22 protein-coding genes are annotated in these 24,857 nt (G+C 46.7%); 8 read left to right on the top strand and 14 right to left on the bottom strand.

Going from position 1 to position 24,857, the window contains the following annotated elements:
* Positions 1–15: 15 nt before the first annotated feature.
* Complete coding sequence (locus tag IEV16_RS05170) at positions 16–423, top strand: hypothetical protein (protein WP_188364613.1); 408 nt, start codon at positions 16–18, stop codon at positions 421–423.
* Complete coding sequence (locus tag IEV16_RS05165; RefSeq protein ID WP_188364612.1) at positions 410–1,015, top strand: IMPACT family protein; 606 nt, start codon at positions 410–412, stop codon at positions 1,013–1,015. Before IEV16_RS05170 ends, IEV16_RS05165 begins: the two co-directional genes overlap by 14 nt.
* On the opposite strand, the gene IEV16_RS05160 is transcribed toward IEV16_RS05165, so the two are convergent.
* The 6 genes from IEV16_RS05160 to IEV16_RS05135 all read right to left on the bottom strand — a co-directional run bounded on the left by IEV16_RS05160 (position 1,012) and on the right by IEV16_RS05135 (position 9,017).
* Positions 1,012–2,004 carry a lipoprotein N-acyltransferase Lnb domain-containing protein gene (locus IEV16_RS05160; protein WP_188364611.1) on the bottom strand — a complete coding sequence of 331 codons (993 nt, stop codon included), beginning with the start codon at positions 2,002–2,004 and terminating at the stop codon, positions 1,012–1,014. The genes IEV16_RS05165 and IEV16_RS05160 overlap by 4 nt on opposite strands.
* A 50-nt stretch (positions 2,005–2,054) precedes the next feature.
* Positions 2,055–2,903, bottom strand: a complete 849-nt coding sequence (locus tag IEV16_RS05155) for a CorC family transporter (protein WP_188364610.1) — start codon at positions 2,901–2,903, stop codon at positions 2,055–2,057.
* Positions 2,904–3,008: 105 nt separating this feature from the next.
* On the bottom strand, positions 3,009–4,091 hold the full coding sequence (locus tag IEV16_RS05150) for a TFIIB-type zinc ribbon-containing protein (protein WP_188364609.1): 1,083 nt from the start codon (positions 4,089–4,091) through the stop codon (positions 3,009–3,011).
* Positions 4,092–4,100: 9 nt separating this feature from the next.
* A complete protein-coding gene (locus IEV16_RS05145; RefSeq protein ID WP_188364608.1) occupies positions 4,101–5,207 on the bottom strand; it encodes an SPFH domain-containing protein in 1,107 nt (368 codons plus the stop codon).
* 5 nt (positions 5,208–5,212) lie between these two features.
* The gene (locus IEV16_RS05140) at positions 5,213–7,162 is read right to left on the bottom strand and encodes a CBS domain-containing protein (RefSeq protein WP_188364607.1); all 1,950 of its coding nucleotides are present in this window, start codon (positions 7,160–7,162) and stop codon (positions 5,213–5,215) included.
* A gap of 10 nt (positions 7,163–7,172) precedes the next feature.
* A complete protein-coding gene (locus tag IEV16_RS05135) occupies positions 7,173–9,017 on the bottom strand; it encodes an SLC13 family permease (protein WP_188364606.1) in 1,845 nt (614 codons plus the stop codon).
* 178 nt (positions 9,018–9,195) lie between these two features.
* Here IEV16_RS05135 and IEV16_RS05130 point away from each other — a divergent pair, with 178 nt between their 5' ends.
* The 4 genes from IEV16_RS05130 to IEV16_RS05115 all read left to right on the top strand — a co-directional run bounded on the left by IEV16_RS05130 (position 9,196) and on the right by IEV16_RS05115 (position 14,047).
* On the top strand, positions 9,196–10,881 hold the full coding sequence (locus tag IEV16_RS05130) for an AMP-binding protein (RefSeq protein ID WP_188364725.1): 1,686 nt from the start codon (positions 9,196–9,198) through the stop codon (positions 10,879–10,881).
* 142 nt (positions 10,882–11,023) lie between these two features.
* A complete protein-coding gene (gene tdh, locus IEV16_RS05125) occupies positions 11,024–12,046 on the top strand; it encodes an L-threonine 3-dehydrogenase (RefSeq protein ID WP_188364605.1) in 1,023 nt (340 codons plus the stop codon).
* Position 12,047: 1 nt separating this feature from the next.
* On the top strand, positions 12,048–13,217 hold the full coding sequence (gene kbl / locus IEV16_RS05120) for a glycine C-acetyltransferase (protein WP_188364604.1): 1,170 nt from the start codon (positions 12,048–12,050) through the stop codon (positions 13,215–13,217).
* Between the two features lie 5 nt (positions 13,218–13,222).
* Entirely contained in the window at positions 13,223–14,047 is an 825-nt protein-coding gene (locus IEV16_RS05115; protein WP_188364603.1) for a polysaccharide deacetylase family protein, read from the top strand.
* 5 nt (positions 14,048–14,052) lie between these two features.
* Here the strand turns inward: IEV16_RS05115 and IEV16_RS05110 are convergent, their stop codons facing one another.
* From IEV16_RS05110 to IEV16_RS05080, 7 genes are all read right to left on the bottom strand, one after another.
* The gene (locus IEV16_RS05110; protein ID WP_188364602.1) at positions 14,053–15,327 is read right to left on the bottom strand and encodes a DUF1501 domain-containing protein; all 1,275 of its coding nucleotides are present in this window, start codon (positions 15,325–15,327) and stop codon (positions 14,053–14,055) included.
* Between the two features lie 18 nt (positions 15,328–15,345).
* The gene (locus IEV16_RS05105) at positions 15,346–17,163 is read right to left on the bottom strand and encodes a DUF1800 domain-containing protein (protein WP_188364601.1); all 1,818 of its coding nucleotides are present in this window, start codon (positions 17,161–17,163) and stop codon (positions 15,346–15,348) included.
* A gap of 145 nt (positions 17,164–17,308) precedes the next feature.
* Positions 17,309–17,695 (bottom strand): DUF423 domain-containing protein, encoded by a 387-nt coding sequence (locus tag IEV16_RS05100; RefSeq protein ID WP_188364600.1) that lies wholly within the window; start codon positions 17,693–17,695, stop codon positions 17,309–17,311.
* Positions 17,692–18,681 carry a DUF4340 domain-containing protein gene (locus tag IEV16_RS05095; protein ID WP_188364599.1) on the bottom strand — a complete coding sequence of 330 codons (990 nt, stop codon included), beginning with the start codon at positions 18,679–18,681 and terminating at the stop codon, positions 17,692–17,694. Before IEV16_RS05095 ends, IEV16_RS05100 begins: the two co-directional genes overlap by 4 nt.
* Positions 18,678–20,528, bottom strand: coding sequence for a GldG family protein (locus IEV16_RS05090; RefSeq protein WP_188364598.1), 1,851 nt, complete (start codon positions 20,526–20,528; stop codon positions 18,678–18,680). Before IEV16_RS05090 ends, IEV16_RS05095 begins: the two co-directional genes overlap by 4 nt.
* Entirely contained in the window at positions 20,528–21,262 is a 735-nt protein-coding gene (locus IEV16_RS05085; RefSeq protein WP_188364597.1) for an ABC transporter permease subunit, read from the bottom strand. The genes IEV16_RS05090 and IEV16_RS05085 overlap by 1 nt, the downstream gene beginning before the upstream one ends.
* Positions 21,259–22,200, bottom strand: a complete 942-nt coding sequence (locus IEV16_RS05080) for an ABC transporter ATP-binding protein (RefSeq protein WP_188364596.1) — start codon at positions 22,198–22,200, stop codon at positions 21,259–21,261. The genes IEV16_RS05085 and IEV16_RS05080 overlap by 4 nt, the downstream gene beginning before the upstream one ends.
* Positions 22,201–22,327: 127 nt before the next feature.
* On the opposite strand from IEV16_RS05080, the gene IEV16_RS05075 reads away from it, so the two are divergent.
* Together IEV16_RS05075 and IEV16_RS05070 are read left to right on the top strand one after the other, a co-directional pair.
* Positions 22,328–23,356, top strand: a complete 1,029-nt coding sequence (locus IEV16_RS05075; RefSeq protein WP_188364595.1) for a M14 family metallopeptidase — start codon at positions 22,328–22,330, stop codon at positions 23,354–23,356.
* Positions 23,357–23,360: 4 nt separating this feature from the next.
* Positions 23,361–24,131, top strand: a complete 771-nt coding sequence (locus tag IEV16_RS05070; protein ID WP_188364594.1) for an SDR family NAD(P)-dependent oxidoreductase — start codon at positions 23,361–23,363, stop codon at positions 24,129–24,131.
* 258 nt (positions 24,132–24,389) lie between these two features.
* Here IEV16_RS05070 and IEV16_RS05065 read toward each other — a convergent pair whose 3' ends face one another.
* The gene (locus tag IEV16_RS05065) at positions 24,390–24,800 is read right to left on the bottom strand and encodes a YbaN family protein (RefSeq protein ID WP_188364593.1); all 411 of its coding nucleotides are present in this window, start codon (positions 24,798–24,800) and stop codon (positions 24,390–24,392) included.
* Positions 24,801–24,857 lie beyond the last annotated feature (57 nt).

Genomic DNA, 24,857 nt, shown 5'->3' with positions numbered 1-24,857 from the left:
GAGGATTTAAAAATTATGGCCAACCAATCTAAATCGATGGTTTTTGGTTTCGTTATCATCGCCGCCATTATTTTTGCGGTGGCACTGGGCTATCGCATGACCCAAAGTGATGAAAGCCCTCAGGTCCAAGTGAAGGAACCTGTGGTGGAACAACAAAAAGAACCTGAAATCAAAGTCGTTTCCTACGACACAGATAAAATGGATGAAGCTGTTATTCCCACCCCTCAAGAGCGAGAAGAAATTGAAAAACGCTCCCCGTACTTTATGGAATTTGCCATGCGTTTTAACAATGGCACTGATGCAGTGAATGCCCTGTCTTTTATGATTGAAAACGATCAATTTGAAAAAGCAGAGTATTTGGTTAAGTACATTAAAGACACCTACCCTGACACCAAAATTCCGGACGAATTTGCCGACCTTTAAAAACCTGCTAAAAACACACCGGTATCAGGAAGACATCAAAAAATCCACATTTATTGGGATATGTTTTCCGATTGACAGCCTGGCGACTTTTGAACAATGTTTAAGTCGCCACGGCGATTCCCGGGCCACCCACAATTGCTGGGCATACCGATTGGGTCAACAATACCGCTTTCATGATGACGGCGAACCCTCAGGCACAGCCGGCCAACCGATGCTCGCAGCCATTGACGGTGCCGGATTTGATGCCGTGGGTGCACTGGTGATTCGTTATTATGGCGGCATCAAACTGGGTACCGGCGGACTGGCTCGCGCCTATGGCGGCGTGATTGCCAAAAATCTGCAAAGTGCACCTTTTCAATGGCATATACCGAAAACAGTCCTCTGTCTGCAGGTGCCTTTTGCGCATGGTCAAAATGTCCATGCTTTATGCCAACAATTTGAGGGTGAGGTTCTGCAAGAAATTTTTCACAGCCAAGGGGCTGACATGCAGGTACGTGTGCCCAAAGACCATATGACTGACTTTAAATCGGCACTGCAAAATAGCAGCAAAGGTCAGATTAGTTTTTTGAACAAATCAAGCCATTGCGGTTAAGAGCTTTGTTGCCATCGTGTCACTAAAAATAACACATGAAGAAACATCAAAGGCACTAAATACCACGCCCCCCAATACCAGGCAAAACCCAACCAGACAAACAGACTGATTCCTAACAATGCTGTCATAAATAGCGACTGTTTGCGTAAAACCAGCAAAAATAACAACGGGTTGAACAGCAACACATTGAAATTACCATCGGCCATGGGATGCGGCAACACCCACCACAATAACAACAGCCCCACACCGATAAGACTGGCCACATAAAACCACACCGTGATGGCATAAGATCGCAATGATTTTATGGACCAGGCAAGGAGCAAAACAGTCAGTAATACCAAATAAAAAGCATGATTTTTTAATAATTCCCATGAATCGGCTGGTGGCTGATAAATCACCGCTTCATAGGTCACAGCATCCGCCATTTGATGGCTGAAAAAATCTTTAATGACCAAAGGAAAAGCCATTGCCTGCCAATAACTGATTTTTTGATAGGCTTGATAACCAAAACCCACAGCCAAACCAAAACGCATGGCCGATTGGTGATGCGCTGGTAAAGTCAAATCGGCATAACTGTACGGACTGAGCGCCTGTGCGCGTTGATAGAGCTCACCGTCGGTGGCCTGGTTTAAAAAATCGCGGACTTTGGTGGCACAATTATTGGCAAAATAATCATACCGGTAACGGCGGTTTTCGGGTAAATAATGCTGTGCCAGCTGCTGCTTTAATTGTTGAACTGCCCCGGTGCTCAGCTCAAGCACTTGTTCGGTGAATGGGCGTTCATGGTGTTGTGCCCAATATAGTTCATCGGATAATTCACTGATACCCATGGCATAATTCATGTCATTCAGTAAAAATGCTTTGAATAAATTATCCGCATCAAAATCAAAATAGCCAAAAGCATATACCTGGTTATCAATGGCCAGTGCGGTGTGACCATATACCGACCAGAAGGCTTCACCCGGGCCTATGGTAATTAAGCGAACCATCTGACCATGGGCGGTGGCCGAAAGACACAAAAATAAAAAAAGGCACTGTCTTAAGACCATTCTAAGTCTAAAAACTGGATGCGGCGTTTATCTGACTGGGTCACCGTAAAAATCATGTGATCAATCACCAGTGTCTCACCTTCATCCAGCAGACGGCCGGCTTTATTTGACACCATGCCGCCAACCGTATCAAACTCACTGTCATCTATATCCAAATCAAAAAATTCATTAAACTCAGATATGGTGGTCAGCGCGTTGATGCGGTATTTTTTATCGGCCAGCTTGAGAATAAAAGGTTCATTCTGGCTGTCGTATTCATCGTCAATTTCGCCAACAATTTCTTCTAAGATATCCTCAATGGTCACCAGACCGGCCACCCCGCCGTATTCATCAATCACAATCGCCATGTGGTTGCGCGATGTTCTGAACTCCTGCAACAAGGTGTTGATGGGTTTGGATTCGGGAATCACCACTGCAGGCCGGGTTAACTCTTTAAGATTAAAATCATTTTCTTCTTTCACAAAAGAACGCAGAACATCTTTGGCCAGTAAAATACCTTCCAGCTCATCTTTGTCCTCACCAACCACCGGAAAACGCGAATGGCCGGATTCAACAATTATCGGCAGCACTTGTTCGATGGTGACATCAATCGGCACCACCACCATCTGTGAACGCGGTACCATCACCTGCCTGACTTGCAATTCCGAAACAGTTAAGGCCCCTTTCATCATACTCAAGGCATAGGCGTCCAGTAAGCCGTCCTGGTGAGCGGCATCCAGTATTTCCAGGATATCATCCTGACTTTGGGGCTGGTCATTAAAGAGGTTGGTTATCTTGGATAACCACGTTTTCTGCGACGCGTCTTCGTCCGTGTCTTTATTACTCTGGTCGTCTGTCATTAGGGTAAGGAATCGCCCCATTTAGTTGAACATGGCTCAAGTTTAACTTTTGAGAGAAATATTGTCTATAAATATCACCGTCAAGGGTTGTAATTGAATAAAAAATCAGCGTTGATACATAAACACAGCAACACCAATTGAGGCCAATAATAATAAAGTGCCGATTATTTTCAACCAACTCCAGGGTCGCTCGCCATAGGTTTTACCGGACTGGCCATGAATCACATATCGGTAAATTTTATTTTTAAAACTGAATGCGGCCATATATACCGGCACCAACACCAGTCGAAATTTGACCTGTTTATAGTCTGAATTAACTTGATGAATTTGCTGCTGATCACCACCAATATCGCTTCGGATGCTACTGCGGATGGTGATGTCCATAATCTGCTGCGCCCTTTGATAACCCACATCAATACCTAATTGGTAAAGTTGCGATTGGAAACCGCTTAGATAGTCCGGTTTATATGATTGTACTTTTTGAAAATCCCAGCGACTTAAAAAATTCAAAAATTTATCCGGTAGTGCTTTAGAGGCGAAGGTATAGACATGTTTAAACACATTAAAGACATGGCCACTGACTGAGCGCCAGCGAATCTCTTGTACCGGTTGCCTCGACGTTTGGCTGCGACCATTCACCCGCCGAGTCACCGTCCGGTAGGTGGTGTAATAATCACCACGCCGTCCCTGATAAGATGAGCTGACCTCCGCATCAAAGCTCCACATCGGTATATACACGCTTTTCATCGGTTGAGATTTAAAAGCCTTTAGCTTAAGTTTTGAGGGTGCAAACCATAATTTACGCAGCCATTTCCTGAATGATTGGGTGGCGGTTTTGTCATCCACTTCGAACGGTAAGACATAATCAGGCGCCAGCTGACGGTGCTGCTCAGCAGGTACCACGATATTTAAATCACAATAAGGGCAATCACCGGCATGTTGATCCGCTGCCATTAAAAACGTGGCGCCACAGTTACTGCAATGAAGCTCTAATTGGCTTGATTGTGGTGTCAGGTAGTCCAGATTTTTTTTGGTTAATTCATAATCATGAGGCTGATCTATGACATCTTGAGTGGATTCAATCGGATTGGTGGCACCACAACTGACACATTGCAATGAATTTTGACCGATGGCGTAATCCATGTCAGAGCCACACTGCTGACATTTAAAGTGTGCATATTGAATCATGATACCAAATTAGTGAGGCATGGGTGGCGGCTGTTGCTGTAACAAGGCATTAATTTCTTTAATTTGATCTGCGCCACTCCAATCGTGCATACCGGCGGTCCACACCAGGGTTTCGGCTTTCAGTTGCTGTTTTTCAATCAATTCTTTTATGGCGGCTAAATTAAGCGGACCCATGCGTTTACCGTCAACAACCACAAAATAGTGTTTAATTTCTTTGACCGACTCCGGCATCGGCGGTGGTTCTAGGGGATCTGTGTCATCACCTTTGGTCAAAGCCTGACCAAAGGCCTGTGCCATACCAAAACCCATCCCCATCCCCATGGCACCGCCCATTGTGCCGGACTGATTGGCTGCATCGCGCATGGACTGCGCCTGTTGGTAACGGCTGAAACGGTTCAAATCACCCACCGCAATGGCACTGGCGCGTTCATCCAGGGCTTTTTCCACCGCTTCGGGCACAGAAATGTTTTCCACCAGCAATTGCTCCAAAGACAAACCATAAGCGGCAAACATCGGTTGAATCTGTTCGGTTAAAAATTGACCCAGATCATCATAACTGGCGACCAGATCCAGGACCGGCACACCCGACTGACTGATCACCTGAGCAAAGCCGCTGACCACCAGATTTTTTAGCTGGCCGATGATTTCCTCCAGTACAAAATGACCATCTGTACCGACAATCTCTCGCAGCAACACCGCCGGTTCTGCGATACGAAATGTATAACTGCCAAAGGCCCGCACCCGAATAACACCAAACTCTTTATCACGCAATATGAGCGGATTTCTCAGCCCCCATTTCATATCGGTGAAGGTGCGGGTGTTGAAAAAATACACCTCGGCTTTAAACGGACTTTCAAATCCATGTTTCCAGCCCTGCAGTGTAGATAATATAGGCAAATTGGCAGTTTCCAATTGGTAGAGACCGGGCGTGAAGACATCCGCCAGTTCACCTTCATTCACCAGCGCCGCCACCTGTCCTTCTCGAACAGTGAGCATCGCACCGTTTTTAATTTCATTGCCATGCCGTGGAAAGCGATAGACCAGTGTGTGGCGGCTGTCATCGGTCCATTCGATAACATCAACCAATTCACCCCATAATTTATCCCAAATACCCATAATTTTTACGCTCCTGATTTATTGTTTTTGTACTGATGGCTGTTGTCCTGAAAATCCTGTAAATCATTTTCCAGAATTTTGGTTGCCAGTTTGATAAAATCGTATTCGGTGACCACACCGACCAAAATGTTGTGTTCATCCACGATAGGCAAACAACTGATGCGCTCTTCACGCATGGTTCGCAATGCCTCAACGGTGCTGGTTTGCGGATGGGCAAAAATCGGCTCCGGGTTCATTATGTCCCGAATTGCCACACTTTCCTCCCGCTCACCGGCAACAATTTTTTTGATGATTGAACGGTGTGAAATGAGGCCAATCAATTCACCTTTATCGTTTTCAACCGGCACATGTCGCACCCGTTTCCAGTCCATAATGCTGGCCGCCAGATCCATGGAATCATCGGGCCGCACCGTAATGAGTTTAGTGGTCATAAATTGGCCCAGGCGATGATAGGATGCACGCCAGTCCACATCTTTTTCAAGGGCGGCCAACGGCCATTCATGCACCGGTTTCTGGCTGCTTTCATGGCGGTTCATGGCCGCCACAATGGCCCGTACTTTTTCATCAGGGTGGACCTCTTTGTCCATTTCAGTGATGGATTTAATGGCCCACTTAGCGCCGGTTTGTTTGCTGTGTGCCCGCTGTTCAATAACCGACAAGTAGCGATCGATATCCGCTGCATCAATACCCGAACTGGTCAGGCCTTTTTCGGCTATTGGCAACAGCTGTTTTAAAATTAATTCCGTGGCCGGTAATGTTTCACCTTCAAACCAGTTAAAGTGACATTCCAGTCCACTTCGACAAGCCTGTAAAAAATTATTTTTGGCATCGGAAAAACGCATCTTTTGCGGGATTTGGGTCGCTTCTTTCATTAAACCTGACATCATGCCGAAATAAAAAGCCGCATTGGCGATTTCATCCAGTGTGGTTGGCCCTGAAGGCAACACCCGGTTCTCAATCCGCAGATGCGGAATGTTGTCTTTGACCCCATAACAGGGTCGGTTCCAGCGATAAACACTGCCATTATGCAACATCAGTGCTTTCAATTTTGGCATGGTGCCGGCTTTGACCATGGCCACCGGGTCCTTTTCGAAATCGGTGGTCAACACCACCGGAAAACGTGAAATATCATCGCGAAACACATCGACAATGCTTTCAATCCACTCGTTTCCAAAATGAACCCGTGGCTGGGTCCCACGTTTTTGGTGGGCCGTGGAACGGGTATCAATGGAATTTTGGAACACCGCAATTCTGGATTCATGCCATAACCGGTAATGGTGGATAAGCCCCGAATTGGCAGCCACCGCCATTAAGGGACCGGTAACTGCCTGCGATAAATTATACATGTCAACAAATTCATGCCCACTGACCTGAAAATGAATCTGAAAACTGGTGTTCATCGCTTCCAGCATAAAATTATCATGGGTCACTGCCAGCTCATCAATGCCTCGAATATCCATCCGAAAATCGTCACCGCGTATTTCTTTTAAACGGTCGTTCAATTCATAATAGCGATCCATCGGCGTGATGCTGTCCAGGGTTAAATCCAGTTGCCGAAGGGTCGGTAGAATACCGGCTAAAATAATATGTGCATCGTGCCCGGCAGCCACTTTTTTTGCCAACGCCACGACTTCCTGCGTTTCTGCTTCCATATCACGCAGACAAGAACCGACAAATCGGCGCGGGGTCAGGTTGGCTTCTAAATTAAACAAAGCAATTTCATTGGTAAAACGCTTATCATTAATCTCATCCAATATTTTTAAAGCCGCCAGTTTGGGGCTGTAGTTCTGATCAGTGATAAACATTTCCTGCTCGGCACCAATGCGGCGAGCACCGGACTCGATAAGACCCTCGTCAATCATCAGTTCCAAAGCCCGTAAATCATTCAAAACCGCCCGTGTAAACAGACGTTTTGCCTCGTGGCTGTCACCGCGTGTTATGTTTTGTTCACCCATACATTAACCTTTAATAAAGCTGATAAATCCACGTCAACAATCCAGTCAACGACAACCACATGATGATGGCCAGTGGCAGACCCACGCGCACAAAATCATTGAATTTATACCCCCCGGCATTCATCACCAACAAATTAGTTTTGTAGGCCATCGGGGTCACGTAACTTAAATTGGCACCAAACAACACCGCCAGCACAAAAGGCTCCACCGGCATACCCATGCGTTGCGCAATACTCACCGCAATCGGCGTTCCGATGACTGCGGTGGCGTTGTTTGACACCACATTGGTCAATACCGCCATCACCAGCATTAATATCCCTAACACCATGCCCGGTGCCAGCGCATGGGTGGTGACCACAAAAACATTGGCCAGAAAATCCGCCCCACCGGTGGTCATCAAAGCCGAACCCAGTGCCAAAGACGCCACAATAATGAGGATCACTTGCACGCTTAAAGCACGGGTGGCATCATGCCAGCGCAAACAACCGGTGGCAATCAACACAAAACAGCCCACGGTGGCACTCACCGCAATAGAAGTGATGTTAAAAGCTGCCAACGCCACCACTGTGGCCATCACCGCCAGCGCCAAAGGCGCTTTTTCGGTGTGGGGCAATTCTTCTCCGCCATCGAGCAACAGCAAAGACCCGGATTTTTTCACCGCTTTAATCGCTTCGTTACTACCCTGCACCAACAACACATCACCCTGATGAATCACCCGGTCATTCACACCTTTGGATAATGCCGATGTTTCCTTACCCTGTGAATGAATGGCCAGCAAGGTCAAACCAAATTTACTTTCTAAGCGGGCATCACCCACACGTACACGATCTAATAAAGAACCGGATGTGATCACCAGCTCTGCAATTGACTGATCACCGGCGGACAAAGGATTACTTTCACCCACTTGCTTTCGGCCGGTGTATAAAGAAGCGCCGAGCTCAATTTCATATTCACGCAAATTATCCGGAGTATCGGTGACCAGTAACCGGTCACCGGCGTGAATCACCACATCCGGCAGGGTGGCAATTGATAGATTGTCACCGCGTACAATCCGTGAAATTGAAATTTTACCGTCCAACTTATCACGGATTTTTGCCAGGGTTTTACCATCGGCATAACTGCCTTCGTTAATTTTTAATTCAGCGGTAAACACCCGTGGCGAGGTGTCGCGTAAGGGTGGCAGGCGTTCAGGAATAATCAAGGGCGCCACCAGCCACAAATAAAGAATGGCCAGCGCACTGGCGATGATTACCGGCAAGGCAAAATCAAACATATCAAATTTAGGCACACCCAGGTCTTCGGCCACCTGCACCACCAGTAAGTTGGTGGAGGTGCCTATGGTGGTGGACATGCCCCCCAGAAGGGTGGCTAAACCCATTGGCATCAGCGTTCCAGAAGGCGATTGACCGGTTTTTAAAGAGACATTGATGAGAACCGGCAATAACAGCACCACAATCGGCGTGTTATTAATAAAGGCACTGAGCACCGCACCGACAATTAATGTCATCAATAATGACAAAGACGGACTGTAACCCCACATTTTGGCTAAAAAACGACCCACCGGCTCGGTGGCACCGGTGCGAACCAAAGCCTGACCAGCAATCATCAGGGCACAAACAGCCACCAGCGCTTCATTCCCAAATCCCAGAAAAAAAGAGCTTACAGGAAAAACTTCACCGTTACTTTTGACGTATGGAAAAATCTGGAAGCCAATCACCAACATACACAAAACAAAGAAACTGGAGGTTTCTAAGCTGATGTTTTCACGGGTGAATAATACCAGTGCCACGACGGTAAGAACCAAAACACCTATGGTGTGCGGCTGCGGGGCATGAATCAACAAGTCTGTCGGCATAGGTGCTGTGTCTGATTGGTCAGTCTAAAGTCTATCAAATAAGTAGAAAATTGTCATAAAAACATTTACTATTGAATAGAAACTTCTGTAGGGCTTGAGATCACTGATTGATTGGTGATACCTGACTTTTAATCGATAAATCATTCGCAGAAATGATATGACAAATAATTGGGACAGTATGAAAATAGATAAACCTTGGTTAGATCATTACAAACCCGGCATTCCGGCCGAAATCGGTGAATTACCTTATCAAAATGTGGCTGATATGATGGTTTCAGCCTGTGAAAAATATGCACAGCAAACCTCTTTTGTAAATTTTGGCAAGGGTATCACTTATGCTGAACTGAATGATTATTCACAGCAGTTTGCCGCCTATTTACAACAACATTTCAATTCAGGTGATGTCATCGCCATCATGATGCCCAACGTATTGCAATATCCGATTGCGGTTTTGGGCATACTGCGGGCCGGTATGATTGCCACCAACATCAATCCGCTTTACACGCCCCGTGAGCTGAAACATCAGCTGAATGACTCTGAAGCCAAAGGTATTTTAATCATTGAAAACACCGCCGCTTCGCTACAAGAAGTGCTCAACGAAACCGATGTCCAACAAGTCATCACCACCACCATTGGTGAAATGGTGGGCGGTTTAAAAGGCTTTATCATGGATTTTGTGATTAAGCACATCAAAAAAATGGTGCCGGCTTTTAGTCTGCCCAATGCCCAAAAATTTAAAGAAGTACTTAAAGAAGGTGAAAAGTTAACGTATAACAAAGTCAAACGCAATTTGGACGACCTGGCTTTTTTGCAATATACCGGCGGCACCACCGGTGTCTCCAAAGGCGCCATTTTGACCAATCGCAACATGGTATCCAATGTGATGCAAGTCAAATTGTGGATTGGCAGTGAACTGGATGATAAAAATCAGGAAGTGGCCATCACTGCTTTGCCTTTGTATCATATTTTTGCCCTCACGGCGAACATGCTGACCTTTTCCTATTACGGGGCTAAAAATATTTTGATCACCAACCCCCGAGATATGACCGGATTTGTCAAAGAGCTCGGCCAACACAAGTTTACCGTGATGACCGGCGTGAACACCCTGTTTAACGGATTATTAAACACACCCGGCTTCAGCGATTTGGATTTTAGTCAATTTAAGTTTGCTTTAGGCGGTGGTATGGCGGTACAAAAAAGCACTGCAGAAGCCTGGAAAAAGGTCACCGGCGTTACGCTGGCAGAAGCTTACGGTCTGACAGAAACCTCTCCGGCGGCCTGTATCAATCCAATTCCGCTTGAAGATTACAATGGCACCATCGGCTTACCGATTCCTTCTACTTTATGTCAGATCCGCGATGACAATAACCAACCTTTACCGGTGGGCGAACCCGGGGAACTGTGCATCAAAGGACCCCAGGTCAGTCAGGGTTATCTGAACCGGCCCAAAGAAACCGCCGCCACTTTTATCGATGGCTGGCTGAAAACCGGAGATATCGCCATCATGACAGAAGATGGTTACTTTAAGATTGTGGATCGCAAAAAGGACATGATACTGGTCTCGGGTTTTAATGTTTACCCCAATGAAATTGAAGATGCAGCCACCTTACACCCGAATATTGTTGAAGCCGCAGCCATTGGTGTTCCCGATGAACGCTCAGGCGAAAAAATCAAATTGTTTGTGGTCAGTAACAACAAAGACTTGACTGTCGATGATGTGATTGAGCACTGCCGCAAAAACCTCACCGGCTACAAAATCCCAAAAATGGTTGAATTCCGAGACGAACTGCCTAAAACCAATGTGGGCAAGATTCTGCGCAAAGACTTGCGCCAGGAGGAAATAGCGAAAATCGACACAGACTAATCTCCAATCGATTGTACGTTAAACGGTCCCGGTCTGATTGCTTTGTAACAACGCTGTCAATCAGTCCGTTATGGTTTATAATGGGGTCGCCTGAAAAATTGGCATCAAACAACCCACTTATACTTCACGCACGGTGATATACATGAAAGCATTGGTCAAAAAATCCCCCGAAAAAGGCATTTGGATGGATGACGTTCCTCAACCTGACATCGGCCACAATGATGTTCTCATCAAAGTTGAAAAAACCGCCATATGTGGCACAGATTTACATATATACAATTGGGACAAATGGTCTGCCAAGAACATCAAAACACCTCTGGTCATTGGTCATGAATTCGTGGGCCACATTGTCGAAATGGGGGTAGAAGTCAACGGCTATGAAATCGGACAACGGGTCAGTGCTGAAGGCCACATTGTCTGTGGCGTATGCCGCAATTGTCGTGCCGGTACCCAGCACTTATGTCCAAACACCCAGGGCATTGGTGTCAATCGTGATGGTGCTTTTGCAGAATATGTGGCCATGCCGGTGCAAAATTTATGGCCTGTTCCAGACGCCATTCCCTCCAATTTAGCCGCTTTTTTTGATCCTTTTGGTAATGCCGCACACTGTGCTTTGGAATACGATATGGTCGGCGAGGATGTGCTGATTACCGGCTGTGGTCCGATTGGCATTATTGCCACGGGCATTTGTAACCATGTGGGCGCTCGCAATGTGATTGTCACCGATGTTAATGACTACCGTTTAAATCTCGCCAAAAAAATGGGCGCCACCCGAACCGTCAATGTAACCCGTGAAAACTTAAAAGATGTCATGCGTGATGCCCGCATCACGGGTTTTGACTTGGGCATGGAAATGTCCGGCAACCCCCATGCCTTCAATGACATGTTGCAAAATATGTATAACGGTGGCAAAGTTACCCTGCTCGGCATGTTACCCGATGAAACCCAAATCAACTGGGATAACATTATTTTTAAAGGCTTGTCCGTCAAAGGGGTGACCGGTCGGAAAATGTACGAGACCTGGTATAAAATGACACAAATGCTGTTATCGGGTTTTCCCTTACAACATGTACTCACCCACGAAATTTCAATCGACGACTTTCAACACGGTTTTGATCTGATGGCCTCAGGTGAATGCGGTAAAGTCGTGTGCAGCTGGAGTTAACATGCAAGAATACCAAAAAATTATTGATCAAATTAAAGCCGATGGACTCTATAAAAAAGAACGCATCATCGTCAGCCCGCAATCGGCACATATTGAATTGCCCGACGGCCAGAAAGTACTGAACTTTTGTGCCAATAACTACCTGGGTCTTGCCAACCATCCGGCCATTATCCAGGCCGCAAAAAAAGCTTTAGACAGTCATGGTTTTGGCATGGCATCCGTTCGCTTTATTTGCGGCACCCAGGATATCCACAAACAACTTGAAGCGAAAATCAGTGAATTTTTCGGTACCGAAGACACCATCTTGTACACATCTTGTTTTGATGCCAACGGCGGTTTATTTGAGACCATCCTGAATGATCAAGATGCCGTTATCAGTGACCAACTGAATCACGCCTCCATTATTGACGGCATCCGATTGTGCAAGGCCCAACGTCACCGTTATGCCAACTGTGATATGAGTGCTTTAGAGGACATCCTCCAAAAAACCCAACAGTGTGAACGCCGGTTAATTGTTACCGATGGGGTGTTTTCAATGGATGGCCGTATAGCCCCTTTGAAACAAATCACTGATTTGGCCAAGCGCTATCATGCCATGGTGGTGGTGGATGATTCTCATGCCACCGGTTTTGTCGGCCGGACCGGACGTGGGTCAGCGGAACTGGAAGGCGTGCTGGACAAAGTCGATATTTTTACGTCCACTTTAGGCAAAGCCCTGGGCGGGGCTTCCGGCGGCTTCACCACCGGTAAAAAAGAGGTGATTGAACTGTTGCGCCAACGCTCACGGCCGTATTTATTTTCCAACACTTTACCACCACCTTTGGTGGCAGCCAGTATTCAGGTGCTTGATTTGATTAATGAATCTCAGGATCTAATCGAAAAACTAAAAACCAACACCGACTATTTCAGACAGCAGGTGTCTGCGCTGGGCTTTACCGTGGCCGGAGACAATCACCCCATCACACCCATTATGCTGGGTGATGCCCGTCTGGCGTCCGATATGGCCGACCGTTTGCTGGAACTGGGTGTTTATTGTATTGGTTTCAGTTATCCGGTTGTTCCTAAAGGCGAAGCTCGAATTCGCCTGCAAATTTCAGCGGCCCATTCACAAAATGACCTGGATTTGGCTTTGAATGCCTTTAAAACGGTTAAAAAAGAATTTCTGGATTAAAACCCATGCCCATTCGTCAGGTGCCGGTGTTGACCTATCACGCCGGCAACATTTCAGGTAACAGTTACCAGACCAATGACCGCATCGCCTTTCAAAGTGATCTCTATACGCTGCATCATCTGGGATTTTGTATTATCTCTCTACACGCCTTAATCGACTGGGTTTTGGGTTTGAAGGAATTACCGCAAAAAGATACGCCTTTGGTGGCCTTAAGTTGTGATGACGGTTTGGATCAGGATTTCCTCGATGGAGAGTATTTGCAGTACGGCCCACAAAAAAGTCTGTATAACTTACTGAAAGATTTTCAAAATGAAGTCGGTATTCAACAGCAACCCCATGCCCACCTCACCGCTTTTGTGATTGCTGATGCCAAAGCACGACAAATCATTGCCAAAAAATCACTGTGCGGACAGTCCTTATTAAATGACAGCTGGTGGCAAACGGCGAACGAATCACCTTTGATGTCGATTGAAAATCATTCCTGGGATCACCGTCATCCGGATATATATTCGCCCGATCTGGCACATTTTTCAATCATTGAATCAGCCACTGAAGCTGACCGTCAAATCATTCAGGCAAAACATGAAATCGACCGCTTAGCAAATACTGACAGTCAATTATTTTGTTACCCCTGGGGGCAAACCAACAACTACCTGACACAAGAATATTTACCGAATCGTGCCGCGCGGGCCGGCATTAAAGCCGCCTTTACCTGTGAGCCAAAAGCCGTCAGCAAAACCACAAACCGTTGGTTGGTGCCCCGTTTTGTTTGCGGTCCTGACTGGCATTCTCCGCAACAATTACAAAAACTGCTTAAACACCACAGCTGAGCTGTTTAATCAAATCCACTTTTAAAAATCAAATCACTGGCCACAAAATTCATCGACTGGTGTCCGCTGTATCCCGGAAAAACCTGGTCTAAATGCGGATTGCCGAGCACTTCTTTAACGATGGTGCCCAGTACCTGACGGTAATCCACTTCCGGTGAAACATCTTCACCTTCAAACAGTTGAGCATTCGCCAGTCCGGCAAACTGACCGTACATCTGACCGCCGTTAACACGACCACCCATCACCAACATCACATTTCCAGATCCATGGTCTGTGCCACTGTAGCCTTCGCCGTTTTGTTTGGCGCGTCGACCAAATTCACTGTGAATCACTATGGTCACTTGTTGGCCGAAGCCGGATGCTTTCAAATCTTGCCACAGTGCCGACACCGCAGCGGATAAATCACCCACCCGATCCGCAAAATAACCACCACCGCCATCGCCCTGGCCATTGTGGGTGTCCCAACCGCCCAATTCCGCGGTTGCCACATTGATATTTAAATCTTCTTTAATAAGTTGTGCAATCAACTGTAACTGATCCCCAAAACTGTTATCCGGGTAAACCGCACCGCCACCGGGCAGATAGTTATCCAAATCCAGTTGGTGCAGAATTTGCAGGGTATCCATGGCGCCATGCACCGCCTCATCCATCGCAGATGTGCCGGCATACATGGCATTAATCGCAGCCACATGCGGGTCTTCAAAACGACCGGAATTGGGGTGGTAACCACTCACCTGACTCACTGTCAGCGCATTATAATAATCCTGCAAACTGATGGGTTTCGACCCACTGGAAACCAGTACCGGTATAATTTCTGCGCCGGTGATCTGAGGTGAACTCTGCAGATGGCGGGTGAGCCATCCATCTGGGGTTAAGGTATTATTGGGCGTTCCCAGTTCAGTCAGTTTGGTGGCATCAAAATGACTCCGTGTCACCTGCGGTTTGGGCAAGCCTGTACCGTGAATAATCGCCAGATCACCGCTTAGGTACATATCTTTGAAACCAACGGCAGCCGGATGAAAACCAAACGCTTCACCCACATCCAAAACCCGGTTCGCGCCGGTTAAAGGCACCTGCAAATCCGGTCTAAGAATTTCGTATTCGATGCGGTCAGCACCGGAGAAAGGTGGAATCAGGTTCAACCCATCAAGACCACCGCGCATAAACAAATCGATGACGATGGGTTGCGATGAAGACATGAGGTTGTGCGCCCGACTGATTTTAACGCCGGATAAGCCGGCTAATAGAGCAGAAGATTGTAAAAATTTACGTCGATTCATGGTTCGCATTGTACCCTCCTACCGTTGCATAAAATAAGGTGACGCAATCATCAGCTTAACCGCACCTCGCAGCCGTTCACCCCAGTAATAGGGCCATTCATTGTTGGCCAGCATGGACATATCAATATAATTACTTCTGTGCCACTGGGGGTATCTCGGATCTTGAGGCCTGGTTAAAATAAATGTGATGATGGATTCATACACCGGATCACCCAGCCAGCCATTGGTCGGTGTTTGGTCAAACAGTCGTGACATCCAGTAGGAAACCATATTATCCGGCGTCAATTCAGTGGCCGGTAAGCCCTGAAAATGTTGTACAACATAAGGCACAATGGGCAGCAAAGGACTTGAAGAAGCATCGTGATCAATTAACCAGTCAACGGTTTTCCAGGTGTGCACCAAAGCAGTGGAATTTAACCAGAATGATGAATCGGTCGGATAACCATCCGGTGGCCGCCATTCATACGGAAAATGACCGGTGTCATCCATGCGATAAACAAAACTGTTGCTGTCACCATCATCAGGCCTGAGCGTAAAATCGGCATCACAGGCCCGCATCGCAGAAACCACCACATCAAATGGTCGTTTTACCTTGCTTTGCCAGTACTGGGGATCACTGAATGCGGCATGGTTGAATAACGCTTTAAACACCAGTTCCAGTTGGTTGGCGGCTGTCCGGTTATCATAAAATACCGTCGCCACGTCATCAATCAGCTGTTGCGGCGGGTTGTCACTGATAAAAGCCCGCGCCAGTTTACCGGCAATGTGTTTGGCGGTGCCTGGATGATAGGCCAGCATTTCCATGACTTCAAAGCCGTCAGTTTCACCCTGATTGGCGGTGAAATTCTGAAATCCGCCGGTTAGCACCGATTTGGCAAAATTATCATGACGCCCGCTGTCATAATAGAATTCTCCGGTATCACCCAGCGAAGTTGAATCATTCACCCGCCAACCGGTTAAACAGCGTGCGGTTTCATAAACATCATTGTCCACATAATACTGTTGAATCACGCCGTTGGCCGGCCACGGACCGCCGGATTCATTCACGGTTATGGTCGGTACTTCATGGGGTTGCGCCAGGCCGTAATAATTTTCCACCCCGAGGGTATGTAATTCAATCAATTCGCGACCGTAGTTTTCGTTGGGTTCCGAGCGGGAATTATTATAATTGTCCAGATAATACAACATCGCTGGATGCCGCGCCGTCGCAATCAGAAAGTCTTTAAAATTGCCCAGCATATGGGTGCGAATCACATCTCTATCCCAACTGCTCCAGACCGAGCGGGCATAATAATCATAACCATAAACACTAAAATGATTATGCCAAAATTCCGCAATCCGTTCGCGTAAAGGAAACAGTGAGTAAGTCGAACGCAGAAACTTCAAAAGCATATGCTCACCCACCGGCTGACTGGAACTGGTTTGATTATTGGCATCAATGTGATAATCAACCCATAACTGGTTCAATGTTTTGTTCAAGGTCTCATAGGTGCCCGCCTGGTTAATACGTTGATTCACATAGACATCATTACCACCGGCCAGCTGCTGATCCACAAACTGACTTAAACGATCGGCATCGGTGGTGCCCAGGCCCTGAAAATAAGTTTTATCCATAATACCCGGCGTAACACCATAACCCAATCGATTGAGCACCATATGGGCAAATGTCTGATTGGGTAAAGGGGCCGCCTTAAAACCGGCGGTGGGCTGTTGTTTGGGTGGAACGGATTTTTGATTTGTCGCAGTGGGCAAGGCTGAAAACGGCAAAGCCGTTAATAAACCGGCGGTAGACAGACCGGCCATGACTTGGCGACGGCTTTGGCGGTAATCTTTCATGATGACTGGCTCTGTGACGAGTCTTAAAGTTTAATCTGAAAGGTTGTTATAAATGTGACTAATCACACATTTATGAACTAAAAACAGCCATCAAAGTGTCAGTTTTAATAAATTTTTAACGTCAATTACGGTATTTATGAAAAATTTATTGGGGTTTAAACAATTGTTTAACCCCATGAATCACCAGGTTTAACCAACCCAAAATCAATAAACTACCACCGATTGGCGTGATCCATGAAAAGGCGGTTTGACCTAAAAAAATCAGCACATACAAACCACCACAAAACAGCAAGACACCCACCGCAATGGCCAGCGCAGCCGCCCGCAACCAAAACCCATGATGTAACTGGGTCGCCACCCAAATCAACAGCAAAGCATGAATCAACTGGTAGATATATGCGTGCTGAAACAATAAATAAGGTCTGGAACCGGCTTCAAGACCAAAAGCATGTTGACCCAAAGCGCCCAACGCCACCGCCGTGAGCCCGTAAAATGCCGCTAAAATCAAATATCGAGGCGCCTGACGGTTCATCCTTCTGTGTCCGTCTGATCACTCGATAACAGTTGATTTGGGCCTTTTTCGGTGTCCTCCGATGGCTTTTTCAGGGCCTCAGATTGAGACATCATTAAGGTGTCCAGTTTATAATCCGGCACGGTGAATTGCCAGTTAAGATAGCGCTCCGGCTGATCACTGTCGGTTACTTTCAAAATAGCGCTGTCTTTGTCACCAAATAAAGCCAAAGTGACCGAACGGCCTTCGGTCAAACCAAAAACAAAGACCTGTTGCGGTTGACCTAAATCTTGTTCCGCCTCAAGTGCTTGCTGAATTCTGAAACCCGATAAAGCGCTGGCCAGTGACCCAACCGCTTGTTGATCCGGTGTGAAACCATCCGTTGCCGGGTCGGCAAACTGCCATTGACCTGTTTCATCATCCTTAACCAAGCGCACAATGTCTTCGGCGGTCCATTCAATGACCTGCACCTGATTATCCGGCACATCAAAAAGCATGGTTAAAGTCCACAGCTCTTTAGATGAGTTTAAATCATTCAAGCCGGAGGCCAACCAGGATTGTGTATCCTCCGCATAACGCACAAAGCGGGCGCCGGGGGTGCTGCCGGTTTGGCCCAAAATAACATCTGCCAATAACTGTTCGCCCCGGTACAGGCGAACCCTTAAATCTTCTTCAGTCAGAGACAAAGCGGGAAAATGAGCCGGGTTGGCGGTTTTGCGCTCAATTAAGCGGGCATTTTTTAACGCCTGTACCCAATTAAACAGTGAATCCACACGCACATAAAAACCACCATTCAAATGCCAGCCGCTATCACTTTCGCGCATATCAAATTGCTGCTCTCCTTGTGTGACCAAAACACGGTCCAGGGATTTAATGCCGGTCTCATTGTTGCTCAAAGCGGCAATCAAAAAATCATGCCCGCTGTCTTTTGGTGCTTGGTTCATTAAATAAAACACCAAACCACCGGCCACAATCAATAAACCCAGCAGGGTTTTACCTGTTGTCATTTTTTGTACTCCCTGCGACGACTGCGAAAGGCAGAAACGATGATAATCACCAGCGTAATCAGAATCGGAATCAGTGCAATATTGATAAATTTAATGCGGTTTCCAAGCGCTTCGATGTCTTTATTGAGGTTTCTTTTCACTTCACGCAAGTTCTTTCGCACCTCAAGTTTTCGTTGTTTAAAGCGTTCTATTTCCTGTTGTTGCTCACTGCTTAAAATCAACTGACTTTCGCTGCCCTTGGCTTGCTGCAATTCATTCAGCTTGGCTTCTGTTTCTCTGAGCTGCTGACGTAATTGGTTTTCAGTTTCACGGTATTTTTTGTCGCTGGCGAGCTGAATGGCCTGAACCTTATCAAACGGTCTGTGTGAGGAGCCGCGCGACCGCACTTTTATCAAATCCTCACTGCCGGATAAATTATCCACCAGATTATTCACAAAATAACCATTATCCGCAAAAGGCGAAAATACCTGACGACCAAAGAAATTCTGTGACTGTACCCATAAACGGTCATACAACATATCCGCATCCGCCACCAACACCACCCGCGGATCGCTTTGCTCAGTGATAACATCGTCAACGTCCATGTCTTCAAAGCCCTCTTTAAATGCACTTTCAAGGGGTCCGTTTAATCGTGCCGCAATCACATAACGCGCCTCGTCGGCCTGATATTGCTGAAACAATGAAGCAGGATTAAACAACATACTAAAAGGATCCACATCGGTGGTCATTGAATCCTGGTGGCTGGTGATTAAGGGTGTCAACCGCCCCGCTTCAGCCTCAAAGTAACCTGCCAGTGCGGTATGAATTTTATTCAACTCAAAATTAACGATGTCATCGCTTAAATTATCACCATCCCAGGCATTGATTCCCAGATGGCGAATGGTTTGTCCCTGGGTGGATTGAATGCTTAAAGCAGAGGGGTTATCTAAAACAACCCGGCCGGGGTCATATTCAACCCCCCAGGCCTTGAACAGAGGCGCCAGATCTGATGAGCGGTTAGCCTGAAACTGGGCCATCGGGTTTTGTGGGTCTGCGGGCACTTCCTGGGTTTGGTTCATGGGGTCCACAAACACCAGTAAACGCCCTCCTGCCATCACATACTGGTCAATCGCGAACAGCGTTTGTTCCGGTAGGTCTTGTGGATGCACCAAAATCAGTAAATCAATATTACTTAAATCCGTCTGATCTAATGCCACCGATTGGACCGTGTACATTTCTTTTAACTGGGTCAACACGATTTGTTCTTGCGACGGCATTCCCGGTGCAGTCGGGCCGTTGGCCAGCATCGGTTCAGCTGACATCACCCCAATGAGGGGTTTCTGAGGGTTATTCAGGTTGTAAATTAACTCGGCCAAATCGTATTCTAAATAGGACTCACGTTCCGGTTGAAAAAAAGGAATAATGGCCACATTATCCAACGCATTGGTGGCCGCAATGCCAAAAAACACATTTTCACCGCCCTCACCCACCGGCAAAGCCTGTAAACCAAATTGTGAAGCCTGATCCTCTTCTTCTGAAAATGACACCGGATCAATGATACTGAGTTTTAATTTCCCGGCGCCAAAGCGGGTCAGTTCTTCGAGAAAGTCCTTGACCCGTTGAAAGTAGGTTCGCAACATTGGCAAATCACGTGCCGCTTGTTCAGAAAAGAACAAACGCAGGTGTACCTGCTCATCGATGTTGTTAACAATATTTTTGGTGCCCTGGCTGAGGGTGAACATGTTATTGTCGGTTAAATCCACACGTAATCGTGAGAACAAGCCGCTTTCACTGATAATCACAGATGATAATAAAAAAATAACAGCCAGTATTATCAGTTGCAATCGATGTCCGGTTCTTTTCATCATCAGTCTCCTTTTTTCATGTCAACCACCAACACAGTGGCATATAACCACACACCAATGGTTAAGGCAAAATAGCCCAAATCACCCAAATCCAACACCCCTTTAGTAATTGAAGTGTAATGACTTAAGAAGCTGGTAGATGCCACCACATCCACCATAAACTGCGGTAAAAACAGTTTAAAGAACGCCAACACCATCGGGAAGCCGGACAACAGGAATAAAAAGCAAATCACCACTGTTAGAATAAAAGCAATCACCTGGTTTTTGGTGGCTGCCGATAAACAACTGCCAATGGCCAGAAACGCACCGGCCAACAAGAATGACCCCATGTAACTGGCCACAATCACCCCGTTATCGGGATCACCCAGGTAATTGATTGAAATCACGATGGGAAAAGTGAGCAACAAAGCCAGACCCACAAACAGCCAGGCCGCCAAAAATTTACCCAATACCCAGGTGAGGCGTTTCACCGGCAAAGTCATCAGTAATTCAATGTTACCGCTGTTGCGTTCTTCAGACCAGATTCTCATGGCCACCGCTGGCACCAGAAACAAATACAGCCAAGGATGGTAATTAAAAAATGGCAACAAATCTGCCTGACCGCGTTCATACAAACTGCCAAAATAAAAAGCAAACACCCCGCTCATCACCAAAAAAATGACGATGAAAACATAGGCAATCGGGGTCGCAAAATAACTGTGTAATTCTCTGCGAATAATGGCACCAATGTGATTCATATTGCCGCCTCCTGCTTTTGTATCGGTTGGGTGATATTCCTGAACACTTCATCCAGACGGCCGGCCTCCATTTTAAGACTCATCACCTGAACACCTTCACGTTTTAACACCGCACTGATCTCATCAAAAATAAACAAACCCTGTGACGGAAAAACCGTGGTTTCCTTCAGGCGGGCGTTATATGTGACATCACGCACACAATCGAGGTGTTTAATTTTATTGAGTAATTCGGTGTTTAAATCGGCCACAAAACTGACCGCATGGTGATAACGCGACATTTTTTCCATTTCAGTGGGCGTGTTATCCGCCACAATCGCACCACGTGCAATAATAATCGCCCGATCACACACCGCATGCACTTCTTCTAAAATATGGGTTGAAAGAATAATGGTTTTATTTTTGGACATGGCGGTAATCAGTTCACGCACCTGGTGTTTTTGGTTTGGATCCAGACCATCGGTGGGTTCATCCATAATCAGCACTTCAGGGTCATGAATAATGGCTTGCGCCAACCCCACACGGCGTTTAAAGCCTTTGGAAAGGGTGTCTATTTTTTGGTAATAGACATGGTTTAAATTCAGTCTGGCCACCACCGAATCAACCGCAGCTTGTTGACGGGCAGACGGTATATTGCGCATTCGCGCCGTAAATTGTAAAAAAGGACCAACCTGCATTTCGTGATAACTGGGTGCACCTTCGGGTAAATAACCAATTTTATTTTTGACTGCCAGGGAATCTTCGGCCAAATCGATGCCACATACTTTAATATTGCCGGAAGTGGCCGGCAAAAAACCGGTAATCATTTTCATGGTGGTTGATTTTCCGGCACCGTTGGGCCCCAAAAATCCCAAAACCTGGCCTTTGTGAGCAGTAAAACTTAAATCATCCACCGCTTTTACATCGCCAAAGTGTTTACTGAGGTGTGAACATTCAATCATGGTACAATCGGTTATGAAAAAATCCCATAGATTTTGGGTCCGAAGGTAAAAAAAATCAAGCAGGGTCTTCCAATTTTTTCGGCAAAGCGTTAACTTAACCACTTTAAAAATTTAAGAGAACGCTTACATGCCCCGGATGTTGTCGCAATTACCTGATGGGATACTAGAAGTCAAAGCCAATCAACTCCATCAGTTTGTCGATGATTTGACACTGGTGGAATTGAAAGGGCGCATTAAACGGCCCATTTTCATATCAATTTTGCAACATGGCAATGAAACCACCGGCTGGGATGCCTTGCGGGTTTATCTGAAACGACACCTGTCCAGATTACCCAGAACCCTGATCATTCTGTTTGGCAATGTTCAGGCCGCACAAAACAACGTGCGCCAGTTAGCCAATGGCGTTGATTTTAACCGCTGCTGGCCCGGTCAACGGCCAAATCACCACCCAGTGGCTAAAAAAATGGCGGACATCACCGAATTTTTGAAACAACAAAACCCCCTCGCCAGTGTCGATATTCATAACAACACCGGCCGCAATCCGCACTATGCCGGTATCAATGCGATTAAAAAAGAACACATTAATTTGGCCTCCCTGTTTTCAAAAACCATCATTCACATCACCAGTCCCGACGGCATTCAGTCAGGGGCTTTTTCTGAGTTTTGTCCGGCCGTCACCATTGAATGCGGCATGAGCGGAACCGCCGATGGTATTGAACAAACCATTACATTTTTAGAAAATCTATGCCGTTTGTCTAATCTCAATGACCTACCCGGGGTCAGTGAAGATCAGGAGGTGATGAATATTTTTGCCGTGGTTAAACTTAAAAAAGACATGACCATCGGTGTGGCCGGTGAAACCCGGGAGCCGGTTGACTTTGAAATTCCTGAAGATTTGGATTATCATAATTTTCATCAGTTGGCACCCGGTACCGTGTTCGGTCAGTTACAAACCGATCAAACTCCGATGCCCATTACGGTGACGGATGCCATGGATTATGACATCACGGAACAATACTTTCGCATTCAAGCGCAACAACTACAATTGAGTCAATCGGTGATGCCGGCCATGATTACCCTCAGTCCGCAAGCGGTGCAACTGGACTGTTTATGCTACTTAATGCGACCCTTAAACCAACAGAAACCTTTACAATAATCGTATGAAAATAAATCAAGTTAAAGCCCTGATAACAGGGGGCGCTTCCGGACTGGGTCTGGCCTGCGCACAACATATTATAGACGGTGGCGGGCAAGTCACCCTCATCGACATCAACCAGGAAGTCGGTCAGTCCCAGCAGCAACAACTGCATCCTGAACGGGCCTTTTTTGTGGCCGCCGATGTCAGTAATGAGGCCGCCATTGAACAGGCTTGTCAGCAAGCCAACGACAATATGGAGGGCTTGAATGTGGTGATTAACTGTGCCGGCGTATTGTCTGCCGGACGGGTCCTGGGCCGTGAAGCACCCATGGCGCTGGATTATTTCAATAAAGCCATTCAAATTAATTTGGTGGGCAGTTTTAATGTCGCCAAAGCCGCCGCCCAACTTATGCAAAATAACCCTGGCGATGAAGATCAGCAACGCGGTGTGATTATTAACACCGCCTCGGTGGCAGCCTATGAAGGCCAAATCGGACAAGCCGCTTATTCAGCGTCCAAAGGCGGTATTGTCGGCATGACCTTGCCGATGGCGCGGGAGTTCACCCGTTTTGGGATTCGCGTGATGACCATTGCCCCGGGCGTTTTTATGACCCCCATGGTTTCGGGTATGCCCGATGAAATTAAAAAAGCCCTGGGAGAATCCGTGCCCTTCCCGAAACGCCTCGGCTCACCGGCCGAATTTGCCCACACCGCCGCGCATATCATCGAAAACACCTATTTAAACGGTTCTGTTATTCGTTTAGACGGCGCCATTCGTTTAGAGCCGAAGTAAGTTTGGCTCTAATTTTTTTTTTTGAATTAGAGACCTCTGCATAAGTCGTGAATCATGTTAAAAAGTTTGAAAAGCTAAATTTCTGCGTTAGAAAACTAATCAATAGCCCTGCTATTACTCGCGTTTCCTGCCTTGAACTTTAGCTTTTCAATTCTTTTTTCCAAAGATCCAGACTTATGCAGAGGTCTCAATTAATTAATTCAGTGTGGTTATTGGGCCTGCCCAGCACCCCTTGTACCGATAAAGTTAATCACTCACTTAATTCTTCTGTTGTTTGTGGGAATTATTGGAACCTATATGGGTGCTGGGCTTACTGAGAATGTAAGCCATCAGGCTGATAATCACGATAAAAACAACGATGAGTACCGTGGTGGAAGCCCCACGGTACCAGACCACCGCAAAACTGAGCGCCATCATTAAACAAGCCAACACTTTGGCGGTGATGGGAATGGCGCGGTGGTCGCGCCAGTTACGCAAAAGCGGCCCCATTGTGGGGTGGTTTTCAAGCCACCGGGCCAGGCGGGGCGAACAGCGACCGGCGGCCCATAAAGCCACAATCAAAAAAGGTGTGGTCGGTAACAGCGGCAACACCACACCAATCAAACCCAAAGCCAGCGCCACCACTGCGATCAACCAGTAAACCCATTTGGCATGCGGTAACCGGTTCATTACTGCCTCCTGCCGCTCAAGATGATTTGATGGGTATCAAGTTTATTGGTTTTAATC

It is taken from the genome of Marinicella pacifica (genome assembly GCF_014636635.1).
GTDB classification, from domain to species: domain Bacteria; phylum Pseudomonadota; class Gammaproteobacteria; order Xanthomonadales; family Marinicellaceae; genus Marinicella; species Marinicella pacifica.
Note: the sequence above shows the minus strand (reverse complement) of the source record. Positions and strands in the feature narration are given on the sequence as shown.

What these genes read in the sequence shown, in the direction of transcription:
- IEV16_RS05170 (WP_188364613.1), top strand. Translation starts at nt 16, where the DNA reads ATGGCCAACCAATCTAAATCGATGGTTTTTGGTTTCGTTATCATCGCC.
- IEV16_RS05160 (WP_188364611.1), bottom strand. Translation starts at nt 2,004, where the DNA reads ATGGTTCGCTTAATTACCATAGGCCCGGGTGAAGCCTTCTGGTCGGTA.
- IEV16_RS05155 (WP_188364610.1), bottom strand. Translation starts at nt 2,903, where the DNA reads ATGACAGACGACCAGAGTAATAAAGACACGGACGAAGACGCGTCGCAG.
- IEV16_RS05150 (WP_188364609.1), bottom strand. Translation starts at nt 4,091, where the DNA reads ATGATTCAATATGCACACTTTAAATGTCAGCAGTGTGGCTCTGACATG.
- IEV16_RS05145 (WP_188364608.1), bottom strand. Translation starts at nt 5,207, where the DNA reads ATGGGTATTTGGGATAAATTATGGGGTGAATTGGTTGATGTTATCGAA.
- IEV16_RS05140 (WP_188364607.1), bottom strand. Translation starts at nt 7,162, where the DNA reads ATGGGTGAACAAAACATAACACGCGGTGACAGCCACGAGGCAAAACGT.
- IEV16_RS05135 (WP_188364606.1), bottom strand. Translation starts at nt 9,017, where the DNA reads ATGCCGACAGACTTGTTGATTCATGCCCCGCAGCCGCACACCATAGGT.
- IEV16_RS05130 (WP_188364725.1), top strand. Translation starts at nt 9,196, where the DNA reads ATGAAAATAGATAAACCTTGGTTAGATCATTACAAACCCGGCATTCCG.
- tdh (WP_188364605.1), top strand. Translation starts at nt 11,024, where the DNA reads ATGAAAGCATTGGTCAAAAAATCCCCCGAAAAAGGCATTTGGATGGAT.
- kbl (WP_188364604.1), top strand. Translation starts at nt 12,048, where the DNA reads ATGCAAGAATACCAAAAAATTATTGATCAAATTAAAGCCGATGGACTC.
- IEV16_RS05115 (WP_188364603.1), top strand. Translation starts at nt 13,223, where the DNA reads ATGCCCATTCGTCAGGTGCCGGTGTTGACCTATCACGCCGGCAACATT.
- IEV16_RS05110 (WP_188364602.1), bottom strand. Translation starts at nt 15,327, where the DNA reads ATGAATCGACGTAAATTTTTACAATCTTCTGCTCTATTAGCCGGCTTA.
- IEV16_RS05105 (WP_188364601.1), bottom strand. Translation starts at nt 17,163, where the DNA reads ATGAAAGATTACCGCCAAAGCCGTCGCCAAGTCATGGCCGGTCTGTCT.
- IEV16_RS05100 (WP_188364600.1), bottom strand. Translation starts at nt 17,695, where the DNA reads ATGAACCGTCAGGCGCCTCGATATTTGATTTTAGCGGCATTTTACGGG.
- IEV16_RS05095 (WP_188364599.1), bottom strand. Translation starts at nt 18,681, where the DNA reads ATGACAACAGGTAAAACCCTGCTGGGTTTATTGATTGTGGCCGGTGGT.
- IEV16_RS05090 (WP_188364598.1), bottom strand. Translation starts at nt 20,528, where the DNA reads ATGATGAAAAGAACCGGACATCGATTGCAACTGATAATACTGGCTGTT.
- IEV16_RS05085 (WP_188364597.1), bottom strand. Translation starts at nt 21,262, where the DNA reads ATGAATCACATTGGTGCCATTATTCGCAGAGAATTACACAGTTATTTT.
- IEV16_RS05080 (WP_188364596.1), bottom strand. Translation starts at nt 22,200, where the DNA reads ATGATTGAATGTTCACACCTCAGTAAACACTTTGGCGATGTAAAAGCG.
- IEV16_RS05075 (WP_188364595.1), top strand. Translation starts at nt 22,328, where the DNA reads ATGCCCCGGATGTTGTCGCAATTACCTGATGGGATACTAGAAGTCAAA.
- IEV16_RS05070 (WP_188364594.1), top strand. Translation starts at nt 23,361, where the DNA reads ATGAAAATAAATCAAGTTAAAGCCCTGATAACAGGGGGCGCTTCCGGA.
- IEV16_RS05065 (WP_188364593.1), bottom strand. Translation starts at nt 24,800, where the DNA reads ATGAACCGGTTACCGCATGCCAAATGGGTTTACTGGTTGATCGCAGTG.